The organism is Streptomyces sp. cmx-18-6 (assembly GCF_046548915.1).
GTDB lineage: Bacteria > Actinomycetota > Actinomycetes > Streptomycetales > Streptomycetaceae > Streptomyces.
Genome location: NZ_JAEBEP010000008.1, coordinates 109,163 through 131,512, shown reverse-complemented (window position 1 = coordinate 131,512; position 22,350 = coordinate 109,163). Strand labels below are relative to the sequence as shown.

The following is a 22,350-nucleotide window of genomic DNA, read 5'->3' as shown; positions in this document are numbered from 1 at the left end:
CGTGCGTCTTCTCCGCCGTCCCCGAAAACTCTCCCCAAAGGTGTCGACCGGCATGCGCGAAAACCGCTCCCTCCCGTCAGAAGTGACCACCGAAGAGTTCTTCGAACTGACCGCCGCCCAGCAAGGTGTCTGGTATGGGCAACTCGTCGATCGGCACAGCCCGAAATACAACATCGGAGAAGTCTTCGAGATCGACGGCGAGCTCGACGAGGAGCTGTTCGCCGCCGCGCTCGGCCGGGCGGCCGCCCTGTGCGACAGCCTCAACGTCGAGTTCGTCACCGAGGGCGAAACGATCCGTCAGCGTGTCGTCCGCCGCTCCCCGGACGCCCCCGACCGGCTCCGCGTGGTCGACCTCTCCGGCTCCGCCGATCCCGCCGCCGCGGCCGAGCGCTACATGGCCGACGACATGGCCGCCGTCGACCGGCTCGACGCCCCGCACCACCACTTCGCGCTGCTGCGCCTGGGCCCCCGACTGCACCACTGGTACATCCGCTACCACCACATAGCCGTCGACGGCCTCGGCGGCGCGGTCTTCGCCCGCACCGTCGCCGACCTCTACACGCGCGCGGCGCGCGGCGAGGACCTCGCCTCGATCGAGCCGCCCGCCGCCCCCCTGCGCGACCTGCTGGCCGACGAGGCGGACTACCTCGGCTCGGACCGCTACCGGGCCGACCGCGCCTACTGGACCGGTAAGTTCGCCGACCTGGCCGCCGACCGCGCGGCCGACGCGGCCAGGGGCCACGCCGATGCCATCGCCGCTGAGACCGCTGCCGCCGGGGCCGACGCGCCCGGCCCCGAGGCGGAGACGCGTGGCGGTACGCCGCTCATCCGCAGGCGCACCGACGCCCCGACACAGGCCACCCCGTCGTCCTCCGCTTCCTCCTCCGCCCCCGCCTCCCCGGCCGACGTATCGCTGCACACCGGCGAAACCCTGCCCGTCACCGTCCTCGACGACCTGCGCCGCCTCGCCGCCGGCAACCGCACCACCTGGAGCGCCGTTCTGGTCAGCGCGGTCGCCGCCTACGTCGGCCGGGTCACCGGAACCCCGGACGTCACCGTGGGACTCGCCTCCAACGGCCGCCACGGCGGACTGCGGCACATCGTCGGCATGACCTCCAACATCCTGCCGCTCCGCCTGACCGTCACCCCCGACATGACGGTCGGCTCCCTCGTACGCGCGGTCGCCGCCGAGATGCGCGGAGCCCTGCGGCACCGCCGCTTCTCCCGGGAGCAGCTCGCCCGTGAGCTGAACATGGCGGACGGCGCGGCGCGCCTGACCGGCGTCGTCGTCAACGTCATGGGCTACGACTACGACCTGGACTTCGCCGGCAGCCCCGCCGCCTCCCGTCTGCTGTCCATCGGACCGGTCGACGACGTGTCCTTCTTCATCTCCGAACGGTCCGAGGGCAAAGGGCCGTTGATCGGCTTCGACACCAACCCGGAGCTGTACGACCCCGAGGACGTGCGGCTGCACCAGCAGGCCGTCGTCTCCTATCTGTCGGCCCTGGCCGGCGCGGACGCCGACACCCCCCTCGGCGACCTGCCGCTCCTCGACGCGTCCTCGGCCGAGGCGTTACTCGCCCAAGGACGCGGCACCGCTCTGCCGGCCGAGGCCCTGGCCACGAGCCTGCCGGAGGCGTTCGCCGCACAGGCCCGCCGTACCCCGGACGCCCCGGCGGTGGTGGACGGAGCCCTCACCCTCTCGTACCGCGAACTGGAACACACGGCGCACGAACTGGCCGGGGCGCTCACCGGCTGGGGCGTCGGCCCGGAGGACGGCGTCGGCGTCCTGCTCGGACGCTCGGCGGCCGTCGTGTCCGCCACGCTCGGGGTGGCCGTCGCGGGCGCGGCGTACATACCGATGGACGCGGCCTGGCCCGCCGAGCGGCTCCAGCGGGTCGCGGAAGTCGCCGGCGTACGCGCTCTGGTGGTCGACGGGGCCACCGCGGCCGAGCCCTGGGTGAAGGAGGCGGCCGCCGGACTGCCGCTGATCGTCGTGGCCGACGCGGGCGGCATCCTGCGCGGCGCACCGCCCAGGCCGGGGCCGCCGCCGAGAGCGATCCGCAGCGACCGGCTGGCCTACGTGATGTTCACCTCCGGTTCCACCGGACTGCCCAAGGGCGTGGGCGTCACCCACGCCGACGTCCTCGCGCTGGCCGCCGACTCCGCCTGGACGGGTGGCGCGTCGGACGCTGTGCTGATGCACTCGGCGTACGTGTTCGACGCCTCCACCTTCGAGATCTGGGCCCCGCTCCTCAACGGCGGCCGGGTGGTCGTCGCTCCCGGCGGCGTCCTGGAGGCGCGGGTCCTCGCGGACCTGGTGGACCGCTACGGGGTGACCTCGCTGTTCGTGACGACGGCCCTGTTCAACGTGGTGGCCGAGGCCGACCCGGCGGCCTTCGCCGGACTGCGCCTGGTCGCGTCGGGCGGCGAGGCCGCGGCCCCGGGCGCCCTGCAACGGGTGGCCGCCGCCGCGCCCACCACCCGCGTACTGCACGTGTACGGCCCCACGGAGACCACGACCTTCGCCACCCGCCACCCCGTAGCCGCCGGTGCGGCGGGCGTACCGCCCATCGGCCGGGCCCTCGACGGGATGCGCCTGTACGTGCTCGACGACGCCCTCGGGCTCGTGCCGCCCGGCGTGGTGGGCGAGCTGTACGTGAGCGGGCACGGCGTCGCCCGCGGCTATCTGGGCCGCGCCGCGCTGACCGCGACCCGGTTCGTCGCCGACCCGTACGAGGGGGGCGGCGCACGCATGTACCGCACCGGCGACCTCGTACGCTGGACCGCGCGCGGCGACGTCGAGTACGTCGGCCGGGCGGACGGGCAGGTCAAGCTCCGCGGCTTCCGCATCGAACCCGCCGAGATCGAGAACACCCTCCTCACCGACCCGGAGGTGCGCGCCGCCCGCGTCCTGGTCCGTGAGGACGCCCCCGGCGACCGGCGTCTCGTCGCCTACGTCGTGCCGGCCCCGGACGCCCGGCCGGACGACGCCGCCCTGGCCCGCCGGCTGGGGCGCGCCCTGCCCGCCTACATGGTGCCCTCCGCGTTCGTCCACCTCGACGAACTCCCGCTCAACGCCAACGGCAAGGTCGACCACCGCGCCCTGCCCGCGCCGCGTGCCGCCACCACGGACCGCGCCCCGCGCACCGCCTACGAAGAGGTCCTGGCGGGCCTGTTCGCCGACGTCCTGGGCCTGACCACGGTCGGCGTGGACGACGACTTCTTCGCCCTGGGCGGCCATTCGCTCCTGGCCACCCGCATCATCGGCCGGGCGCGGGCCGCCCTCGGCGCGGAACTGGACCTGCGTACCCTCTTCGACCACCCCACGGTCGCCTCCCTCGCCGCCGCCCTGGACGCCTCCGGCGCGGCCCGCCCCGCCCTCACCCCCCAGCCGCGGCCCGAAGCGGTGCCGCTGTCCTTCGCGCAGCAGCGCCTGTGGTTCCTCGGCCGGTTGGAGGTCCCCAGCTCCACCTACAACATCCCGTACGTCCTCGAACTCGACGGCCCCCTGGACCCGGACGCCCTGCGCGCCGCCCTGGCCGACGTGGTCGCCCGGCACGAGAGCCTGCGCACCGTCTTCGCCGAACACGACGGCGTGGCACGCCAGATCGTCCTGGACGCGGACGACGCCGCGTCGCTCGTCCCCCTCGCCGTGGAACCGCCCCCGGAGGACGTGGACCCCGACGCCTGGGCCGAGGAGAGGGTGCGCGGCCTGGCCGCCGTGCCCTTCGACCTCGACGGCGACGTCGGCGTACGCGCCCACCTGCTCCGCCTCGGCCCGGCCCGCCACGTGCTGGCCCTCGTCCTCCACCACGTCGTCGCCGACGGCTGGTCCCTGGCTCCCCTCAGCCGGGACCTGGGCGCGGCCTACCGCGCCAGGACCTCCAGGACCGAGGGCGCGGGCGCCCCCGACTGGCCCGCCCTGCGCGTCCAGTACGCCGACTACGCCCTCTGGCAGCGCCGGCTCCTCGGAGACGACGGCGACCCGGACAGCCTGGCCGCCCGCCAGCTCGCCTTCTGGCGGGAAGCGCTGCACGGGGCCCCCGACCTGCTCGACCTGCCCCTGGACCGGCCCCGGCCCGCCCTGCCCAGCCACCGGGGCGACACCGTCCCCTTCGAGCTGCCCGCCCCCGCGCACGCCGCGCTCACCCGGCTCGCCCGCGCCGCCGGCTGCACCCCGTTCATGGTGCTCCAGGCGGCCCTCGCCGTGACGCTGCACGCCCACGGCGCGGGCAGCGACATCCCGCTGGGCACGGCGGTGGCCGGGCGCACCGACGAGGCCCTCGACGATCTGGTCGGGTTCTTCGTCAACACCGTCGTCCTGCGCACGGACCTCTCCGGCGACCCGACCTTCCGCGAACTCCTGGACCGGATCAAGGAGTTCGACATCGCCGCGCTCAGCCACGGCGACGTACCCTTCGAACGGCTCGTGGAGGCGCTCAACCCCGAGCGGTCCGGGGACCACCACCCGCTGTTCCAGACCATGCTGGTCCTCCAGAACCAGGAGCGGGCGGCCCTGGACCTGCCCGGGGTCACCGTCCACGACCGGTCGCGGCACACCGCGATCAGCAAGTTCGACCTGACGTTCTCGCTCACCGAGCGGACCGAGGCCACCGAGCGCACCGAAGCAGCCACGCGGGACGAACGCGCGGCCGACGACGCCCCCGCCGGCATCGGCGGCTATCTGGAGTACGCCACCGACCTCTTCGACGCCGCCACCGCCCGCGCCCTCAGCACCCGCTTCGCCCACGTCCTCACCCAGGCCGTGACCGACCCCGACCGGAACGTCGGGGACCTCGACCCCCTCGCGCCGGGCGAACGCGACCGCCTCCTTCACCAGGGACGCGGCGACGAACGGCGGACGGCCCTTCGCACCGCCCCCGAAGTGGTCCGGGAGTGGGCCGAACGCACCCCGCACGCGGTCGCCGTGCGCGACGCGGACACGAGCCTCACCTACGCCGAACTCGACGCCCGCGCCGACGACCTCGCCCACCTCCTGCGCGAGCGGGGCGCGGGGCGCGGGGACCGGGTGGCGCTCGCCGCACCCCCGTCCGTGGACACCGCCGTCGCCATGCTGGCCGTGCTGCGGACCGGCGCCGCCTACCTGCCCGTCGACCCGGAGTACCCGGCGGCCCGCATCCGGCACATGCTTCAGGACGCCCGGCCCGCCCTGCTGCTCACCACCGCCGACGTGCACGCCGGACTGCCCGACTGCGACGTGCCGTGGCTCGCCCTCGACGACCCGGCCGCCCGTCCCACGACCCCCGGCGCACCCGCCCCGGCCGCACCGCACCCGGCGGACCCGGCGTACGTCATCTACACCTCCGGCTCCACCGGCCGCCCCAAGGGCGTGGTCGTGCCGCACGCCGCCCTGGCCAACCACATGGCCTGGATGGCCCGGCACCTGGCCCTCACCCCGGACGACCGGATCCTGGCCCGCACCTCCACCAGCTTCGACGCCTCCGTGTGGGAGCTGTGGCTCCCGCTCATGAACGGGGCCGAAGCCTGTGTGCTGCCGCACGGCGTCAACCGCGAACCGCGCGCCCTCGTCTCCTGGATGAGCCGATTCGGCGTCACCGTGGCCCAGTTCGTGCCCTCGCACCTGGCTCTCGTCCTCACCGAGGCGGCGCACGCCGCACCGCTGCCCGCCCTGCGCGCCGTCCTGTGCGGCGGCGAACCGCTGCCCCGCGCCCTCGCGGACGACATCGCCGGTCTGTGGCGGGCCGAGGCGCACAACCTGTACGGGCCCACCGAGGCGACCGTCGACGCGACCGCCCACCGGATCGCCGCCCCCACGGCAGGGGAACGCGCCGACGCGGGCCCACCGGCCGAGACCGTGCCGATCGGCCGCCCCGTCGACACCATGCGCGCCTATGTCCTGGACGGCCGGCTGCGGCCCGTACCGCCCGGCGTCACCGGGGAGTTGTACCTCTCGGGTCCCAACCTCGCCCACGGCTACCTGGAGCGCCGGGGTCTGACCGCCGCCCGGTTCGTCGCCGACCCGTTCGACGCCGCCGGTGCGCGGATGTACCGGACGGGCGACCTCGTACGGTGGAACGCGCACGGTCTCCTCGACTACGTGGCCCGCGCCGACGACCAGGTCAAACTGCGCGGATTCCGCATCGAGTTGGGCGAGGTCGAGGCCGCGCTCCTGGCGCGCCCCGGTGTCACGGCCGCCTGCGCGCTGATCCGGGAGGACCTGCCGGGCCGGCCCCGCCTCGTCGCCTACGCCGTCACCGGGGACGCGGCCGACCGCCCCACCGCCCTGCGCGACGCGCTGGCCGAGACCCTGCCGCACTACATGGTGCCCGCCGCCGTCGTCGTCCTGGACGGCCTCCCGCTCCTGCCCAACGGCAAGGTGGACCGCAGGGCCCTGCCCGCGCCCGAGCCGGGGGCCGACAGCGACGCCTCCGCCGGGCCGGGGCGGCGCACCCTCCAGGAGGACCTGCTCGCCGGGATCTTCGCCGATGTCCTGCACCGCCCCCAAGTGGGTCTGCACGAGAGCTTCTTCGACCTGGGCGGGCACTCGCTCCTCGCGATGCGCGTCGTCAGCCGCGTCCGCACCGTGCTGGGCGCCGAGATCGCCGTACGCACCCTCTTCGAGCACCCGACCGTCGCGGGCCTGGCCCGTGTCCTCGACACACCGGGCCGGGGCCGACCCCCGGTGGCGCTCGCGGACCGGCGGCCCGATCCGCTGCCGCTGTCCTTCGCGCAGCAGCGCCTGTGGTTCCTGGGCCGGTTGGAGGGCCCCAGCTCCACCTACAACATCCCGCTCGTCCTCGAACTCCACGGCCCCCTGGACCCGGACGCCCTGCGCGCCGCCCTGGCCGACGTCGTGGGACGGCACGAGTCACTGCGCACGCTGTTCCCCGAACGGGACGGCTCACCGCAGCAGTTGATCCTCCCCGCCGACACCGCCACGCCCGCCCTGCCGGTCCTGAGCACGCCCCCCGGCGAGCTGGAGGCGGCCGTCCTGGCCGCCGTGCGCGAGCCCTTCGACGTCACCGCGGACCTGCCGCTGCGCGCCCTGCTCCTGCGGTCCGCCCCCGACCGCCACGTCCTGGTGCTCGTCCTGCACCACATCGCGGGCGACGGCTGGTCCCTCGCCCCGCTCGCCCGCCATCTGGGCGACGCCTACCGGTCCCGTCTGGAGGGACAGCAGCCCGAACCGGCCTCCGGCACCCCGCTCCAGTACGCCGATTACACCCTCTGGCAGCACGCCGCCCTGGGCGACGGCACTGAACCCGAAGGCGTCCTGCGGCGGCAACTCGACCACTGGCACACCGCCTTGACGGGGCTGCCCGGACTGATCGATCTGCCGCTGGACCGGCCGCGACCGGTCACCACCGACCCCAGGGGAGGCGTCCACACCTTCGAGCTGCCCTCATCCCTGCATGCCCAACTTCTGCGCCTGGCACGTGAGTCGGGCAGCAGCCTGTTCATGGTGCTCCAGGCGTCGGTGGCCGCCCTGCTGCACCGGCACGGCGCGGGCGACGACATCCCGCTCGGTTCGCCGGTCGCCGGCCGCACGGACGAGGCGCTGGAGGACCTGGTCGGGTTCTTCGTCAACACCCTCGTGCTGCGCACCGATCTGTCCGGCAACCCGACCTTCCGCGAAGTGCTGGACCGGGTGAGGGAGTTCGACCTTTCCGCCTACGCCCACCAGGACGTGCCCTTCGAGCGCCTGGTGGAAAGCCTCAACCCCGTCCGGGCGCGCAACCACCACCCGCTGTTCCAGACCATGCTGGTTCTGCAGAACCAGGAGACCGCCCGCCCCGACCTGCCGGGGCTCACCGTCGAGAGCCGGCTCGTCCACAACGGGCTGAGCAAGTTCGACCTCACCTTCGCCTTCACCGAGGAGGACGGCGAGGGCCCTCTCGCCGCCGGGATCGAATACGCCACCGCCCTCTTCGACCGGACCACCGTCGAAGCCCTCGCCGCCCGGCTGGTCCGCCTCCTGGAGCAGGTGGCCGCCGACCCCGGCCTGCCGCTGGCGGGCTACGACCTGATGACGCCGGACGAACACGCCCGGGTCACCCGCTGGGGCACCGGCCGCCCGCTGCCCGAGAACCACGCGGAGGCCGACCTGTCCCAGGGCCGCGCGGAGGCCGCACGGCTTGAGGCGTCCGTAGCGGCCGCCCCGTCCGAGGGCCGCGCGGAAGCCGAGCTGCCCGGACAACCCGCCGCGGCCACCCTCCCCGCGCTCTTCGCGGCCCGGGCGCGCCGCACCCCGGACGCCGTGGCCGTCACCGCCGACGACGCCACCCTGACGTACGCCGGACTCGACCGGATCTCCGACGATCTCGCCCGCGCCCTGGCGGGTCTCGGCGTCGGCCCCGAGTCCGGGGTCGGCGTGCTGCTGGCCCGGTCGCCCGCCGTGGTGTCGGTCTCGCTCGGCGTCGTCCGCGCGGCCGGGGCGTACGTCCCGCTGGACGCGCGCTGGCCCGAGGACCGGCTCGACAAGGTCGCCTCGGTGGCCGCCGTGCGGGTCCTCGTCGTGGACGAGGAGGCCGCCGCCTCCCCCTGGGTGGGCGCGGCGGCCGGGCGGACACCGGTCGTCGTCGTGGACCGGCTCGGCCGGGTCCTGCGGGGCGCGCCCGGGCGGCCCGGCCACCCGGCGGCCGTGCCGGACCCCGGAAGCCTCGCCTACGTCATGTTCACCTCCGGCTCGACCGGCCTGCCCAAGGGCGTCGGCGTCACCCACGCCGACGTGGTCGCGCTCACCGCCGACTCCGCCTGGCAGGACGGGGCCGCCGACGCGGTGCTGATGCACTCGGCGTACGTGTTCGACGCCTCCACGTTCGAGATCTGGGCCCCGCTCCTGAACGGCGGCCGGATCGTCGTCGCACCGGACGGCGTCCTGGAGGCCCGCACCCTCGGGGACGCCGTCCACGAGCACGGGGTGAGCGCCGTGTTCATGACGACCGCCCTGTTCAACGTCATCGCCGAGACCGACCCCGGCGCCTTCACCGGTCTGCGACTCGTGTGCGCCGGGGGCGAGTTGGCCTCGCCGGACGCGATGCAGCGGGTCGCCCACACCGCACCCGGCACGCGCGTCCTGCATGTGTACGGGCCCACCGAGACCACCACCTTCGCCACCCGTCACGACGTGCGCGCCGACCTGCCGACCGGCCCACCGCCCATCGGCCGCCCCCTGGACGGCATGCGCGCCCACGTCCTGGACGGCTCCCTGGTCCCGGTCCCGCCGGGCGTCGTGGGCGAGCTGTACCTCGCCGGGCGCGGCGTGGCACGCGGGTACACCGGGCTCCCGGGGCTGACCGCCACCCGCTTCGTGGCCGACCCCTTCGACCCGGCGGGCGGGCGCATGTACCGCACCGGCGACCTCGTCCGGTGGACCCGGGACGGACGGATCGCCTACGTCACCCGGGCGGACGGCCAGGTGAAACTGCGCGGCTACCGCATCGAACTCGGCGAGATCGAAGGCGTACTGGCCGTCTGCGAGGGCGTCGCCGACACCTTCGCCGTCGTACGGGAGGACGTCCCCGGTGACCGGCGGCTCGTCGCGTACGTGGTCCCGGCCACGGGCGCCCGCCCCGACCCCGGCGACCTCGCCCGGGCCGTCGGCCGGTCCCTGCCCGGCTACATGGTGCCCTCGGCGTTCGTCCTGCTCGACGCGCTGCCGCTGACCCTCAACGGCAAGGTGGACCACCGCGCCCTGCCGGAGCCCGGCCACCACACCCCGGCCGGCGGCGGCCGCACCGCCCGCACCGCGCGCGAGGAGATCATCTGCGGGCTCTACGCCGACGTGCTCGGCCTCGACGGGGCCGGCGTGGACGACGACTTCTTCGCCCTGGGCGGCCACTCCTTGCTCGCCACCCGCCTCGCCGCCCGCATCCGCACGACGCTCGGCGTGGAGATCCAGGTCAAGGCCCTCTTCGAGCACCCCACCCCGGCCGCGCTCGCCGCCGTACTGGACGGCGCGGCGGAGGCCAGGACCCCGCTGGAGCGCGCCGGGAGCCGTCCCGACCCGCTGCCGCTGTCCTTCGCCCAGCAACGGCTCTGGTTCCTCAACCGGTTCGAGGGGCCCAGCGCCACCTACAACGTGCCCCTGGTGCTCCGGCTGGACGGACCGCTCGACGCGGACGCCCTGGAGAGCGCCCTCGCGGACGTGGTGGAGCGCCACGAGAGCCTGCGGACCGTCTTCCCCGACATCGACGGGGTGGCCCGTCAGCTCGTCCTGGACGCCCATGGCGCGGACCTCGACCTGACCCCCCGGGACACCGAGCCCGCCCACTTGGACGAGCTCCTGGCCGCCGAGGTGGCGCACCCCTTCGACGTGGGCGCGGACATCCCCGTCCGGGCGCGGCTCCTGCGGCTCGGCTCCGAGGCCCACGTCCTCGTCCTGGTCGTCCACCACATCGCGGGCGACGGCTGGTCCCTCGCGCCGCTCGCCCGCGACCTGGGCGAGGCGTACCGCGCCCGCACCGAGGGCGAGGAGCCCTCCTGGACCGAACTCGCCGTCCAGTACGCCGACTACACCCTGTGGCAGCGGGCCCTGCTCGGCGACCAGGACGACCCCTCCAGCCAGGCCGCCCGTCAGCTGGACTTCTGGCGCACCGCACTCGCCGGAGCGCCGGAACTGCTCGACCTGCCCCTCGACCGCCCGCGCCCCGCCGTCCCCGCCCACCGGGGCGACGCGTTCGGCTTCCCCGTCGACGCGGAGACCCACCGGGCCCTGGCCGCCCTCGCCCGGGCCCGTGGGTGCAGCCTGTTCATGGTGCTCCAGGCGGCCCTGTCGGTGCTCCTGTCCCGGCACGGCGCGGGCGAGGACATCCCGCTGGGCACGGCGGTGGCCGGACGCACGGACGAGGCCCTGGACGACCTGGTGGGCTTCTTCGTCAACACGCTCGTCCTGCGCACCGACCTGAGCGGAGACCCCACCTTCGGCGAAGTCCTCGACCGGGTGCGGGAGTTCGACCTCGCCGCCTACGCCCACCAGGACGTGCCCTTCGAGCGGCTGGTGGATCTGCTCGACCCGACCCGGGCGCAGAACCACCACCCGCTGTTCCAGACGATGCTGGTCCTCCAGAACCAGGCGGACGCCACCGTCGACCTGCCCGGCCTCACGGTGACGGGACAGCCCGTGCACACCGGCATCAGCAAGTTCGACCTGACCTTCACCTTCAACGAGACCCACGACGAGGCGGGCCGCCCGGCCGGACTCGACGGCAACCTGGAGTTCTCCACCGAACTCTTCACCCCCGCCACCGCGCACACCCTGGCCGCCCGGCTGACCCGGCTGCTCGCCGCCCTGGCCGCCGACCCCGACCGGCGCGTCCACACCGTCGACGTCCTCGACCCCGCCGAGCGGCAGGACCTGGAGCGCGCCGCACTCGGCCCCGTACGGCCGGTGGCGGCCCGCACCGCGCCCGAGGCGTTCCGCGCGCAGTGCGCCCGCACGCCTGCGGCCATCGCCGTACGGGAGGGGGCGCACCGCCTCACCTTCAGCGAACTCGACGCGCTCTCCGACGACTTGGCGCACCATCTGCACGGCCGGGACATCGGCCGGGGCGACCTCGTGGCCCTCGCCCTGGAGGGAACCGCCGACCAGGTCGTCGCGATGCTCGCGGTGGCCAAGGCCGGGGCCGCGTATCTGCCCGTCGACCTGGAGTACCCCGAGGCGCGCGTCGCCCACATGCTGGAAGACGCCCGCCCGGCGCTGCTCCTGACCCACGGCGCCGCCCGCACCGCGCGGTACGCCTCCTCCGTGCCCTGCCTCGCGCTCGACGACCGGGCCTCCTGGTCCACCGGGCACGCCCCGCCGCCCGGGGCCGGACCGGACCCGCGCGACACGGCGTACGTCATCTACACCTCGGGCTCCACCGGCCGCCCCAAGGGCGTCCTGGTGACCCACGCCGCCCTGACCAACCACATGGCCTGGATGGCGGACCACCTCGGCCTGAGCGGCGAGGACCGGATCCTCGCCCGCACCTCGCCGAGCTTCGACGCCTCGGTGTGGGAGACCTGGCTGCCGCTCCTGCACGGCGGCTCCACCTGCCCGGTGCCGCCGGCCGTCAACCACGACCCGGCCGGGCTGCTGGCCCGGATGCGCGAATCGGGCGTGACCGTCGCCCAGTTCGTGCCCTCCCACCTCGCGGTCGTCCTCACCGAGACCGCCCCCGGCGACGCGCCCGCCACCCTGCGGGCCGTCCTGTGCGGCGGCGAACCCCTGACCCGGACCCTGGCGGAGCGCGTCGGCCAGGCATGGCGGGCCGAGGTGCACAACCTGTACGGCCCCACCGAGACGACCATCGACGCAGTCGCCCACCGCCACCGGCGCGGCGGGCCCGACACACCGGCGGGGGAGGGGAGCGTCCCGCTCGGTCATCCCGTCGACAACACCCGCGCCTACGTCCTGGACGCCGGTCTCCAGCCGGTGCCGCCCGGCGTCACCGGCGAGCTGTACCTCGCGGGCGACGGCCTCGCGCGCGGCTACCTGGGACGCCCCGGCCTGACCGCCGCACGGTTCGTCGCCGACCCGTACGGTCCCGCCGGCAGCCGCATGTATCGCACGGGTGACCTCGTGCGACGGGACGCGGAGGGGCTGCTCGGCTATGTCTCCCGCGCCGACGACCAGGTCAAGCTGCACGGCTTCCGCATCGAGCTCGGCGAGATCGAGGCGGCCCTCACCGCGCTCGACGGCGTCACCGCCGCCTGCGTCCTGGTCCGCGAGGACCGGCCGGGCGAACGCCGCCTGGTGGCCTACACCGTCCCCGGCGCGGGCGAGCCCCTCACGGACGGCGAGCTGCGCACCCGGCTGGCCTTCGCCCTGCCGCCGTACATGACGCCCGCCGTCTTCGTCACCCTCGACGCGCTGCCGCTGCTGCCCAACGGCAAGACCGACCGGCGGGCCCTGCCCGCCCCGGCGCGACCGGCGGCCACCCGGCCGGGCGGGCAGCCGCGCACCGCGCGGGAACGCGTCCTGTGCGAGGTGTTCGCCTCCGTGCTGGCCGTCCCCGCCGTCCGCACCGACGACGACTTCTTCGCGCTCGGCGGCGACTCCATCCTCTCCATCCAGCTCGTCAGCCGCGTCCGTGCGGCCGGCCTCGGCGTCACCCCGCGCGACGTCTTCGTCCACCGCACGCCCGAGGCGATCGCGGCCGTCGCCACCGCCCTCGACCAGGAGACCGCGCTGCCGGTCGAACAGGGGGCCGGCGAGATGCCGCCGACGCCCATCGTCGCCTGGCTGCTTCAGCGGCCCGGCGCGACCGGCGGATACAACCAGTCCGGGGTGCTGCGCACCCCTGCGGGAGCCGACGAGGAGTCTCTCGTCGCCACCCTCCAACTCCTCATCGACCACCACGACATGCTCCGCCTGAAGGTCACGCGGGCGGCCGAGGGCGAGACCCTGGATGCCGCGGGCGAGCCTGTACTCGAAGCCCTGCCGCCCGGAGCGGTGCCCGCCCGCCACCGCTTCACCCGGGTCGATGTCGCGGGTCTCGACGCCGACGCCGTCCGCGCCGCTCTCGCCGAGGCGGGCGAACAGGCCCGCAGGCGGCTGCGGCCCGAACACGGGGAGGTCGTCGAGGCCGTCTGGTGCGACGCCGGACCGCACACGCGCGGACGACTGCTGATCGTCGTGCACCACCTGGCGGTCGACGCGGTCTCCTGGCGCATCCTCGCCGCCGACCTCGCCACCGCGTGGCAGGCCGTCACCGAAGGCACGGCGGCGGCGCTCCCCGCCGTCGCCACGCCCTACCGGCGCTGGGCGCAGCTCCTCGCGGCCCAGGCGCGCGGCACCGCCCGCGAGGCCGAACTCCCGCTCTGGGAAACGGCGCTGAGCACCCCCGACCCCCAGCTGGGCTACCGGCCGCTCGACCCCCACCGGGACACCGCCGACCGCACCCGCACCCTGACCGCCCGCCTCCCCGCCACCTGGACGAGGCCCCTCCTCACCACCGTCCCCGCCGCCTTCCACGCCGGGGTGGACGACGTCCTGCTCACCGGCCTCGCCCTCGCCGTCCGCTCCTGGCGGGCGGAACGGGCCGCCACCCTCGGCGGGGGCCGTCCGGGGGACACCGGCGTCCTCCTCGATCTGGAGGGCCACGGCCGCGAGCAGATCGCCGACCACATCGACCTGTCCCGTACGGTCGGCTGGTTCACCAGCCTCTACCCGGTCCGGCTCGACCCCGGACCCGTCGACGCCCACCGCCCGGGGCACTTCGACCCCGCGCTCGTCGAACGCGCCCTCAAACGCGTCAAGGAGCAACTGCGGGCCGTCCCCGACCACGGCGTCGGCTACGGCATGCTGCGCCACCTCAACCCGGCCACCCGCGCCCGCCTGGCCGCCGCACCCGAACCCCAGATCGGCTTCAACTACCTGGGCAGGTACGCCGCTTCACCGGAACAGGGCAGCGGGGGCCCCGGCGCCGACTGGGAGGTCCTGCTCGACGGCGGCGGACCGCGCAGCCAGGACCCGGACATGCCCGTCCACCACGTCCTCGACATCAACGCGCACACCGAGGACCTGCCGGACGGCCCGCGTCTGGTGATCCGCTGGACCTGGCCGGGCGACCTCCTCAAGGAGGACGACGTGGAGGCCCTGTCCGACGCCTTCACCCGCGCGCTGCGCGCCGTCGCCGAACACGCCGAACGACCCGACGCGGGCGGCTACACGCCGTCCGACCTTCCCCTGGTCTCGCTCAACCAGGCCCAGATCGACCGACTGCAGAACAAGTGGGGTGGACGCAAGTGACCGGGTTCCAGCTGGAGGACGTACTACCGCTGACGCCGTTGCAGGCAGGCATGCTCTTCCACGCGCTGTACGACTCCGACGCCGTGGACGTCTACACCGCACAGTTCGTCTTCGACCTCGAAGGCCCCGTCAGCGTGCCCGCGCTGCACGCCGCGGTCGGCGGCCTGCTGCGCCGCCACCCCAACCTGCGGGTCGGCTTCCTCCACGAAGACCTGGACGAGCCCGTGCAGGCCGTCGCCGCCGAGGTGCCGACGCCGCTGGAGGAGCTCGACCTCACCGTGGCGGACGGCACGGGCACGGCTCAGGAGCGGCTCACCGCGTTCCTGGCCGCCGACCGCACCCGCCGCTTCGACCTCACCACCCCGCCGCTGATGCGGTTCACGCTGGTGCACACCGGGCCGCAGCAGCACCGGCTGGTCATGACGAGCCATCACATCCTGCTGGACGGCTGGTCGATGCCCCTGCTCGTACGGGAACTCTTCGAGCTGTACGCGCGCGGCGGCGACGACAGCGCCCTGCCGCGCGTCGCCCCGTACCGCACCTACCTCGCCTGGCTGGCCCAGCAGGATCGCTCCGCCGCCCTGGACGCCTGGCGCACCGCCCTGGACGGGGTCGAAGCGCCCACCCTCATCGCGGGGCGCGGCGCAACGGACGTGCCGGCCTCCGGCGAACTGCCCGAGACCCTGGTCCTGGACCTGGACGCGGCCACCACGCACCGGCTCCGCGAGACGGCCCGTGCCCACCGGCTCACCCTCAACACCCTGGTCCAGGGGGCCTGGGGCCTGCTGCTCGGCCGGCTCACCGGCCGCCCCGACGTGGTGTTCGGCACCACCGTCTCCGGCCGCCCGCCGGAGGTCCCCGGCATCGAGACGATGGTCGGCCTGTTCATCAACACCGTGCCGGTACGGCTCCGCCCGGAACCGGGCGAGAGCCTGGCCGCGCTCCTGACCCGGCTCCAGGAGGAGCAGGGCCGCCTCCTCGGCAGCCAGCACGTGGGCCTCACCGAGATACGCGGCGTCACCGGGCTGGACGAACTCTTCGACACCCTCGCCGTGTTCGAGAACTACCCGATGGACGCCGAGGCGCTGCGCACCGCGCAACAGCAACTGCCCGGCCTCGCCGTCACCGGGTTCAGCGGCACGGACGCGGCCCACTACCCCCTCACCCTCACCATCGCCCCGGGCGACACCCTGAAGATCACCTTCGGCTACCGGGCCGCCGTCCTCGACCGGGACGACGTGGCCCGCACGGTCGCCCGCCTGCGGCGTCTGCTGACGACGATGGCGCAGGGCCTCGGCCACCGCGCCGACACCGTCCCCGTGCTCCTGGACGGCGAGCGGGAGACGCTGCTCGCCCTGGGACGCGGGGCCGAACTCCCGGACGGCTCAACGGAGCTGAGCATCCCGGACGCCCTCGCCCGGCGCACCGCCCGCCACCCGGACGCGGTGGCCGTGTCCGGTGCGGGGGAGCCACTGACGTATCAGCAACTGCACGAATGCTCAGGAGAGTTGGCGGGCGCGCTGACCGGTCACGGGATCGGCGCTGAGGACGGTGTGGGGATTCTTCTGGGCCGTTCCACCGCGCTCGTCACCGCCTCCCTGGCGGCTCTGCGCGCCGGGGCCGCCTATGTGCCCCTCGACCCGCGCTGGCCCGTCGAACGCCTCGGCCGCGTCGCCGAGGTGGCCGGCCTGCGCGCCGTGGTCGTCGACGAGACCACCCGTACGCATCCGTGGCTGCGGCAACTCGGGCCCGAGACAGCCGTGTTGACCGTCGACGCCGCCGGCCGGGCACGGCAGGGAGGGCCCGCCGCTCCCGGTCCGCTCCCCGATGTCACGGGCGGCGGCCGGCTCGCGTACGTGATGTTCACCTCCGGCTCCACCGGCCTGCCCAAGGGCGTCGGCGTCACCCACGCCGACATCGCCGCCCTCGCCGCCGACCGGACCTGGGACGACGGGGTGGCGGAGGCCGTCCTGCTGCACTCGGCGTACGTCTTCGACGCCTCCACCTTCGAGATCTGGGCCCCCCTCCTGAACGGCGGCCGGGTCGTCGTGGCCCCCGAGGGGACCCTCCAGCCCGCCGTGCTCCGGGACCTCGTCGCCCTGCACGGTGTGACGGCGGCGTTCCTGACGACCGCCCTGTTCAACGTCATCGCCGAGACCGACCCCGGGGCCCTCGGCCTGCTGCGCCTGGCCGCCGCCGGGGGAGAGGCCGCAGCGCCCGGCGTCCTCCAGCGGCTGGCCGCGGCTCACCCCGCCACCGTCGTCGTCAACGCCTACGGGCCCACCGAGACCACCACCTTCGCCACCCTCCACCGCGTCCGCCCCGAGGACGCTTCCGGCGGCGTGCCCCCCATCGGCCGCCCGCTCGACGGCCTGCGCACCTATGTGCTGGACGCGGCGATGCGGCTCGTACCGCCGGGCGCGGAGGGCGAGTTGTACGTCGCCGGGCCCGGGGTCGCACGCGGCTACCTGGGACGCCCCGGCCTCACCGCCACCCGCTTCGTGGCCGACCCGTTCGCCAGCGGCGGGGCCCGCATGTACCGCACCGGCGACCTCGTGCGCCGGGGCCACGACGGCGTCCTGCACTACGTGGCCCGGGCCGACCAGCAGATCAAGCTGCGCGGCCACCGCATCGAGCCCGCGGAGATCGAGGCGGCCCTCCTCACCGACCCGTCCGTGCGCGCCGCCTGCGTCCTGGTCCGCGAGGACCTGCCCGGCGACCGCACCCTCACCGCGTACGTGGTCCCCGCGCCCGGGCACACCGTGACCCCGGACCTGCTGACCGCGCACCTCGGCCGCCGCCTGCCCGCCTACCTGGTGCCGAGCGCCTTCCAGACGCTCGACGCGCTGCCGCTGACCGCCAACGGCAAGCTCGACCGGGCGGCCCTGCCCGCACCCGCCACCGCGCACGGCACGGCGGGCCGGCTCCCGCGCGACGCCCGCGAGGAGATCCTCGCCGGGCTCTTCGCGGACGTCCTCGGCGTGGCCCGCGTCGGCATCGACGACGACTTCTTCGCCCTCGGCGGCCATTCACTGCTCGCCACCCGTCTCGTGGGCCGCGTCCGCAGTGCCCTGGGCGTCGAGGCCGAGATCCGCGCCCTGTTCGAGAACCCCACCGTCGCCGCCCTCGCCTCGGCCCTGGAGGACGCGGACCGCCCCGCCCGCCCCGCCCTCGTCCCGCAGGAGCGGCCCCCCGCGCTCCCGCTCTCGTACGCGCAGCAGCGGCTGTGGTTCCTGCACCGGCTCGAAGGCCCCTCCGCCACGTACAACATCCCCTTCGCCGTGCGCATCGAGGGGCCGCTCGACACCCAGGCCCTGCACCAGGCGCTCGGCGACGTCGTCGCCCGGCACGCCGCCCTGCGCACCGTCTTCCCCGAGCACGACCTCGGACCGCGCCAGCACATCACCGCCCCGGACGACATCGCCCTCCCACTCGCCCGCGAAACCGTCCGGGAGGACGAACTCACCGACCGGATCAGGGCCGCCGCGACCCAGCCGATCGACATCGAGCGCCATCTCCCGATCCGGGCGACCCTGCTGCGCCTGAGCAGCACAGCCCACGTCCTGGTCCTGGTCATCCACCACATCGCCGCGGACGGGTCTTCGCTGGGGCCCCTCGCCCACGACCTCGGCGTCGCCTACCGGGCCCGCACCCGCGCCGAGTCGCCCGCCTGGGCCGAACTCCCCGTCGACTACGCCGACCACACCCTCTGGCAGCGCCGCCTGCTCGGCGACGAGCACGACCCCGACAGCCTGGGGTCACGCCAACTGGCCCACTGGAAAGAGGCGTTGGACGGGCTCCCGGAGATGGTCGACCTGCCGTGGGACCGGCCGCGCCCCGCCGTGCCCCGGCACACCGGCGCCACCCACGACTTCGCCCTCGACCCCGCCACCGCCCGCCAGGTCGCCGACCTCGCCCGCTCCGGCGGCTACAGCGTCTTCATGGTGCTCCAGGCCGCCCTGTCGCTCACGCTCTCCCGGCACGGCGCAGGCGACGACATCCCCCTCGGCACGGCCGTCGCCGGACGCACCGACGAAGCCGCGTCCGACCTCGTCGGCTTCTTCGTCAACACCCTGGTCGTGCGCACCGACCTGACGGGCGACCCGACGTTCCTCGAACTCCTCGACCGGGTCAAGGAGTTCGACCTCTCGGCGTACGCACACCAGGACGTGCCCTTCGAGCGCCTGGTGGAACAGCTCAACCCCGCGCGCTCGCAGAACCACCACCCTCTCTTCCAGACCATGCTCATCCTCCAGAACCACACCCCCGCCGCCCCCCTCGACCTGCCCGGCCTCACCGTGGGCGGCGTGCCGGTCGACCCGGGGGTCAGCAAGTTCGACCTGTCGTTCACCTTCACCGAGACGTACGACGACAGCGGCGCGCCCAGCGGCATGCGGGCCGCCGTCGACTACGCGACCGAACTCTTCGACGCGGCCACCGTCCGCGACCTCGCCGACCGGCTCGTCCTGCTGCTCTCCGCCGTCACCGCCGACCCCGAACGCCCGCTGCGCGCCTACGACGTGCTCACCGCCGCCGAACGCGCCCGCCTCACCGCCTGGGGCACCGGGCCCGACCAGGACCTGCCCGGCTCGACGGTCCCCGCGCTCTTCGCACAGCGGGCCCGCCGCACCCCGGACGCCCCGGCGGTCCGCGACGCGGACACCACCCTCACCTACGGCGAACTCGACGCCCGCGCCGACGCCCTCGCCCACCACCTCACCGCACGCGGCATCGGCCCCGAGGACCTGGTGGCCCTCGCCCTGCCCCGCACCTGCGAACTCGTCGTGGCCCTCCTCGGCATCCTCAGGAGCGGGGCGGCCTACGTGCCGCTCGACCCCGACTACCCGGCCCAGCGCCTGTCCTACATGCTGGAGGACGCCCGGCCGAGCCTGCTCCTGACCACCCCCGGCATCCAGCCACGGCTCCCCGCGTCCCCGGTGCCGTACCTGCACATCGGAGACCTCGGAGAGAGCCCCGCCCCGACCGGCCCCGCCCGGCCGCCGCGCCCGGAGCACCCGGCGTACGTCATCTACACCTCCGGCTCCACCGGCCGCCCCAAGGGCGTCGTCGTCACCCACCGGGGCGCGGGCGCCATGGCCAGGGCCCAGAGCGAGCGGCTGCGCGTCGGCCCGGGCAGCCGGGTGCTGCACATGGCGTCCGTCAGCTTCGACGCCGCGTTCTGGGAGCTGTGCATGGGGCTGCTCTCCGGGGCCTGCCTGGAGATCGACGAACGCGAGGCGCTGCTCCCGGGACCGACGCTCGCCGCCCTGGTCCGCGAGCGGGGAATCACCCACCTCACCCTGCCGCCCGCCGCCCTCGCGGTGATGCCGCCCGGCTCGCTGCCCCCGGGGACCACGATGGTCCTCGCCGGCGAGGCGTGCACACCGGCCCTGGTGCGCTCCTGGGCACGGGAGAGGTTCCTCGTGAACGCCTACGGCCCCACGGAGACCACCGTCTGCGCCACCATGAGCGCCTTCCAGTACGCGGACGGGCCGCTCGCCCCCGACCGCACCGTGTCCATCGGCGTCCCCGTCGACGGCACCCGGGTGCACGTCCTGGACGACCGGCTGGCGCCCGTACCGCCCGGCGTCGTCGGCGAGCTGTACGTCTCCGGTCACGGCGTGGCCCGCGGCTATCACGGCCGGGCCGGCCTGACCGCGTCCCGGTTCGTCGCCGACCCGTTCGACCGCCGGGGCGGCCGCATGTACCGCACCGGCGACCTGGTGCGCTGGACGGCGGACGGGGAGCTCGTCTACGTCTCCCGCGTCGACGACCAGGTCAAGCTGCGCGGCTTCCGCATCGAGCTCGGTGAGATCGAGGCCGCCCTCACCGGCCTGCCCGGGGTGGCGTCGGCCTGCGCCGTCGTCCGCGAGGACCGGCCCGGCGACCGACGCCTGGTCGCGTACACCGTGCCGGCGGAGGGCACGGCGGGCCCGGACGAGTCCGAGGTGCGCGCGCACCTCACCGCCACCCTGCCCGGCCATATGATCCCCGCCGCCTTCGTACGCCTCGACGCGCTGCCCGTCACCCCCAACGGCAAGACCGACCGGCGCGCCCTGCCCGCACCCGGAGCGACCGCGCCGGCCGGGGGCCGCGCGCCCCGCACCGACCGCGAACGCGCCCTGTGCGAGGTGTTCGCGCAGACGCTGGGCGTGCCCGAAGTCGGCCCCGCCGACGACTTCTTCACACTCGGCGGGCACTCGCTGCTCGCCGTGACCCTGGCCCAGCGGATCGGGGAACGCTTCGGCCGACGCCCCTCCCTGCGGGACCTGTTCGCCGCGCCCACCGTCGAGGGCGTCGACCGCATCCTCGGGCGTACGGCGGGGGAGGGGAGCGGGACGGAGACCGCCGCGCTCGACCTCGCATCGGATGTCCGCCTCGCCGACGACATCACCGGCGCGGGCCGGGCCCCGGCGGCCGCGGGCCCTCCCGCTGCGGGCGCGGCCCCGGTGCCCGCCCCGGCCCGGAGCAGGCCCACCCTCCGCCCCCTGCTCACCGGCGCTTCCGGCTTCCTCGGCGCGTTCCTCCTGCGCGACCTCATCGAGACCACCGGCGGCCCCGTCGACTGCCTCGTACGGGCCGAGGACGAGCGCCGCGCCGCGCACCGGCTGCGGGCCAACCTGGAGACGTACGGCCTGTGGCGACCCCGGTACGCGGAGCTGATCCGCCCCGTGCGCGGCGACCTCGCCGCCCCCGGCCTCGGCCTGTCGCCCGACGACCGGGCCGCCCTGGTCCGCCGTCTGGGCCCCGTCCTGCACAACGGCGCGCGCGTCAACTTCGCCGCCGGATACGGGGATCTGCGCGCCCCCAACGTGGCGGGCACGGAGGAACTGCTGCGCCTCCTCGCCGACTCCGCCTCACCCGGGATGCACTACGTGTCGACCACGAGCGTCTACGCCCCGGCGCGCGGCCCCGTCACCATCACCGAGTCCACCCCGACCGGCCCGGCCCACGAACTGCCGGACGGGTACGCGCGGAGCAAGTGGGTCGCGGAGCAGCTCGTCGGCCTGGCCCGTGAGCGCGGTCTGCCGGTGACCGTCCACCGGCCCGGCCGCATCAGCGGCGACACCGCCACCGGGGCCTGCCAGGACCGTGACCTGCTGTGGCAGCTCATCAAGGGCTGCCTCCAGGCGGAAGCGGTACCGGACCTGCCGCACGGGTCGACGGACTGGGTGCCCGTGGACTACGTCAGCGCGGCGGTCGTGGCGCTGTCCCTGTCCGGCCGCCCGGGCGTGGAGACGTACCACCTCACCAACCCGGACGCCCCGGGCCTGGACCGGGTCTTCGAGGCCGCCGCCCGCCTCGGGCACGCGCTGCGGACCGTCGACGCCTCACGCTGGCACGCCCGGGTCGCGGCCCAGCACGACAACGCGGCGCAGCTGTTCCTCGGCGGGGAGGACGCGACCCCGCAGGAGACGAGGGACCACCGGAGCTTCGACTCCGGCCGTACGGCCAAGGCGGCGGCGGCCCTGGGCGTCCACCTGCCGCACCTGACCGACGAGGTCCTGACCCGCTATCTGAGCTACTTCCACGGGACGGGGTTCCTGCCGCGCCCCTCGGCGGTCGCTTCTTGATCCGCGGTCGTACGCGACGCCCCCACGGCGTCGCGTACGACCGCGGCGCCCCGCCCG

General features: G+C 75.1%; 2 protein-coding genes. Both read left to right on the top strand.

Features of this window, described 5'->3' with window-relative positions; genetic code table 11:
- The first annotated feature begins 52 nt into the window (after positions 1–52).
- The gene (locus tag ACLJPL_RS20190; RefSeq protein WP_411082252.1) at positions 53–14,719 is read left to right on the top strand and encodes an amino acid adenylation domain-containing protein; all 14,667 of its coding nucleotides are present in this window, start codon (positions 53–55) and stop codon (positions 14,717–14,719) included.
- A complete protein-coding gene (locus ACLJPL_RS20185; RefSeq protein ID WP_411082251.1) occupies positions 14,716–22,293 on the top strand; it encodes an amino acid adenylation domain-containing protein in 7,578 nt (2,525 codons plus the stop codon). The genes ACLJPL_RS20190 and ACLJPL_RS20185 overlap by 4 nt, the downstream gene beginning before the upstream one ends.
- The last annotated feature ends 57 nt before the right edge of the window (positions 22,294–22,350 follow it).

Coding starts and splice junctions, on each gene's coding strand:
- ACLJPL_RS20190 (WP_411082252.1), top strand. CDS start 53: ATGCGCGAAAACCGCTCCCTCCCGTCAGAAGTGACCACCGAAGAGTTC.